Source organism: Ramlibacter sp. (assembly GCF_036676645.1).
GTDB lineage: Bacteria > Pseudomonadota > Gammaproteobacteria > Burkholderiales > Burkholderiaceae_C > Ramlibacter.
The window spans coordinates 1-3,389 of sequence record NZ_JAKFCM010000040.1 but is presented as its reverse complement, the minus strand read 5'-3'; the positions used below and the strand labels follow the sequence as shown (position 1 = coordinate 3,389).

Annotated in this window: 2 protein-coding genes; both read right to left on the bottom strand. The window is 68.9% G+C overall.

Annotated elements, in window-relative coordinates; genetic code table 11:
* Positions 1–1,254: cyanophycin synthetase family protein (locus V6M57_RS06675; RefSeq protein WP_442968787.1), on the bottom strand; the 1,254-nt coding region annotated here is incomplete at its 3' end.
* Positions 1,254–3,389: cyanophycin synthetase (locus tag V6M57_RS06670; RefSeq protein WP_332814210.1), on the bottom strand; the 2,136-nt coding region annotated here is incomplete at its 5' end. The genes V6M57_RS06675 and V6M57_RS06670, both read right to left, overlap by 1 nt.

The window sequence follows — 3,389 nt, the reverse complement described above, 5'->3', positions numbered from 1 at the left end:
CATGCTTTCGCAGACCACGTCGACGCCGCAGATGTGCAGGCCCACCATCTTCGCGGCGGCCACGGCACGTGCCGCCACGGCGGGGTGCACGTCGTCCGTCACGTCGGTGGCGGTGCCGCCGGTGCTCAGGTTGGCATTGTTGCGCAGGATGACGCGGCGTCCTTTGGCGGGAATCGATTCGGGCGTGAGATCCTGCGCCTCGAGCCGGCCCACGGCGATGTCGTCAAAGCGGATTTTGGTGAGCGAGGTGGCATGGCCCTCGCCGCGCCGCGGGTCCTGGTTGACGATGTCGACCAGTTCGCGCACGGTGTGCAGGCCGTCGCCCACCACCTGCGGCGGATCGCGCCGCGAGGCGGCGACCAGCTTGTCGCCCACCACCAGCAGGCGGAAGTCACTGCCCGGCAAAAACTTTTCGACCATGACCTCGCCATACTCGGCCGCGGCGAGGTAGGCGGCTTCAAGCTGTTCACGGCTGCTGATGTTGACGCTGACGCCCTTGCCCTGGTTGCCGTCCTGCGGTTTGACGGCGACCGGCAGGCCAATCTGTTGGGCCACGGTCCAGGCGTCTGCCGCGTCAGTGACCGGCCGGCCCAGCGGCACCGGCACGCCGGCCGCACGCAGCAGCTTTTTGGTGAGGTCCTTGTCCTGGGCAATCGATTCGGCCACCGCGCTGGTGGCGTCGATTTCGGCCGCCTGGATGCGGCGCTGTTTGGAGCCCCAGCCGAACTGCACCATGCTGCCCTTGGTCAGGCGCCGGTAGGGAATGCCGCGCGCCACGGCCGCATCGACAATGGCGCCGGTGCTGGGCCCCAGGCGCTCGTCTTCATCGAGGTCGCGCAGTTGCGCAATGGCCGCGTCCAGGTCAAACGTGGTGTCGCGCAGGGCCGCGTGAATCAGGGCCTGCGCCAGTTCCATCGCCAGCCGGCCCACCGCCTCTTCGCTGTACTCGACAACCACCTGGTAGGTGCCGGCTTCCACGGTGACGGCCGTCTGGCTGAAAGTGACAGGGCAGCCGGCTGCCGCCTGCAATGCCAGCGCAGAAGCTTCCAGCACATGCGCCAGCGAGACGGGGCCGCCATGGTCGGTCTGGCGCAGCTCGCCCATGCCGGGAAACAGCGAGCGCACGCGCGGCTCCAGGCCGGGGAGGCTGTCGATGGACCGTTCGGCCGCCGTGCAGGCGACGATGGCTTCCAGCGCTGTGTGGCGGCTCCAGAGGTTGGGCCCGCGCAGGGCCCGGATGCGGGACACTTCCATTATTCTGCACTCCCGGCAGTTTTAGGGGTGGTTTCAAAGGCTTCCAGTCCGGCGCCGATCAGATTGAGCGGTATGCCCAATGCCCAGGCGGCACCGACGGCAGCCAGCAGCGTGCTGTCGCACAGGTCGCGCCGCGCGCGCCAGGCCGAGAGCTTGCCCAGGCCGGGCAGAAAAGCTTCGGTGGTGCCGGTGGCCAGCACGATCTGGTCCTGTCGGATATACAGGGCACGGCCGCCTTGGGCGCCATGCCTGGCAATGGCGGCCGCCTTGGGGTCGGTGCTGTAGAAGATGACTTCGCCGTCGCACAGGTCATGCATGTCGACGACGCGCTCATGGGCGGCATTGAGCACCGCCGCGCCACCGGGCAGCACCACGTCGACCTGCGAGCGCATGACGCGGAACATCTGCTCGTCTTCGGTGATGTCGAATTCAGCCAGGCCGGTGGCGCCGCCGAGGTCGGTGACCACGCCCACCTGGCAGCGGTCGTAGGCCAGGCCGCTGCGCAAGATGGTCTCGGCGCCGTTTTCAAACACGGCGGCCTGCACCGTGCGGTTGATCAGCAGGCGCTGGCCGGCTTCCCAGTGCGCGCTGTCGGAGGCATCGACGCAGCGCTGGTCCAGGAACAGGCCGTCGCGGCAGGCCAGGCCGGTGTAGCGGCCTGACAGGTGCAGCAGCCAGGCCACCAGGCGGGCCACGCGCTGGGTGCCTTCGGAGCCGGCAATGCCGACGATGGGAATGCGGCCGCAGGGGCTGTTGTTCAGGCCGTCCGGCTGGGCGTGGTCGGGCGAGTCGGGAAACAGGTGGTCGCAAATCGCGCGGCCCACCGGCCGCGGCGAACCCTCGGCGGGCTTGAGGTGCATCAGCAGCCCGGGCCCGGCATTGACTTCAACGATGGCGCCGCCCTGCGCGTGCAGCGGGCGCGAGATGTCCTGCGCCACCACATCGACGCCGGCAATGTCCAGGCCGACGACACGCGCGGCGAGCGACACGATGTGGTCGACCTCGGGGTGGACCTCGTCGGTGCAGTCGATGGCGACATTGCCGTTGCGCTGGATCAGCACCTGCCGGCCGGCCGCCGGAACGGCGTGCGGCGTCAGGCCCTGGCGCTGCAGGTCCAGCACAATGGCTTCGTCCTTGTCGGTTTCGATACGGCTGAGGGGAAAGTCTTCTTCCAGGCCGCGCCGCGGGTCGGTGTTGAGCTGGGCGTCCACCAGCTCCATCACGGTCGAGTGGCCGTCGCCGGTGACGGTGGCGGTTTCACCGCGCGCGGCTGCCACCACGCGGCCCCCGACCACCAGCAGGCGGTGTTCATGGCCGCGTATGAAGCGCTCCACCATCACCTCGCTGCCATGCGGCTCGGCCACGCGGAAAGCCGCTTCCACTTCTTCCCGGGTGTTGAGGTCCAGGGACACGCCGCGGCCATGGTTGCCGTCGGAGGGCTTGATGACCACCGGCAGGCCGATGTCTTGCGCAGCTTCCCAGGCCTGCTCCACGGTGCTGACGATTTCGCCTTCCGGCACGGGCACGCCGCAGGTGGCGAGCAGGCTTTTGGTCAGGTCCTTGTCGTGGGCAATGCCTTCGGCGATGGCGCTGGTGAGGTCGGTCTCGGCGGTCCAGATGCGGCGCTGGCTGGCGCCGTAGCCGAGCTGGACCAGGTTGCCGTCGTTCAGGCGGATGTGCGGAATGCGGCGGTCGGTGGCGGCCCCCACGATGGACGCGGTGCTGGGGCCAAGGTAGCAGTCATCGACCTTGGCGCGGATTTTCTCCACCGCAAGCTGCACGTCGGCCGGGCCGAAAGCTTCATTGTTGATGGCGGCCATCAGCAGCCGGTGGCCTTCGGCCAGCGCCGTGCGGGCCACCTGTTCGTCGCGCGCCCGGAACACCATGCGGTACACGCCGCGTTTCGATGTGCTGCGCGTCTGGCCAAAGCCGGTCGGCATGTCGGCCAGGTTCAGCAGCTCAATGACTACATGCTCCAGCACATGGCCGGCCCAGGTGCCTTCGCGCAGGCGCTGGATAAAGCCGCCGCGCTCGCCGACGCCGCAGTGGTGTTCGAGCAGGGCGGGCAGCAGGGCGACCAGCCGGTCGTTGAAGCCGGGCAGCAGGTGGGAGGGGCAGTCTTCCAGGCCGCCCAG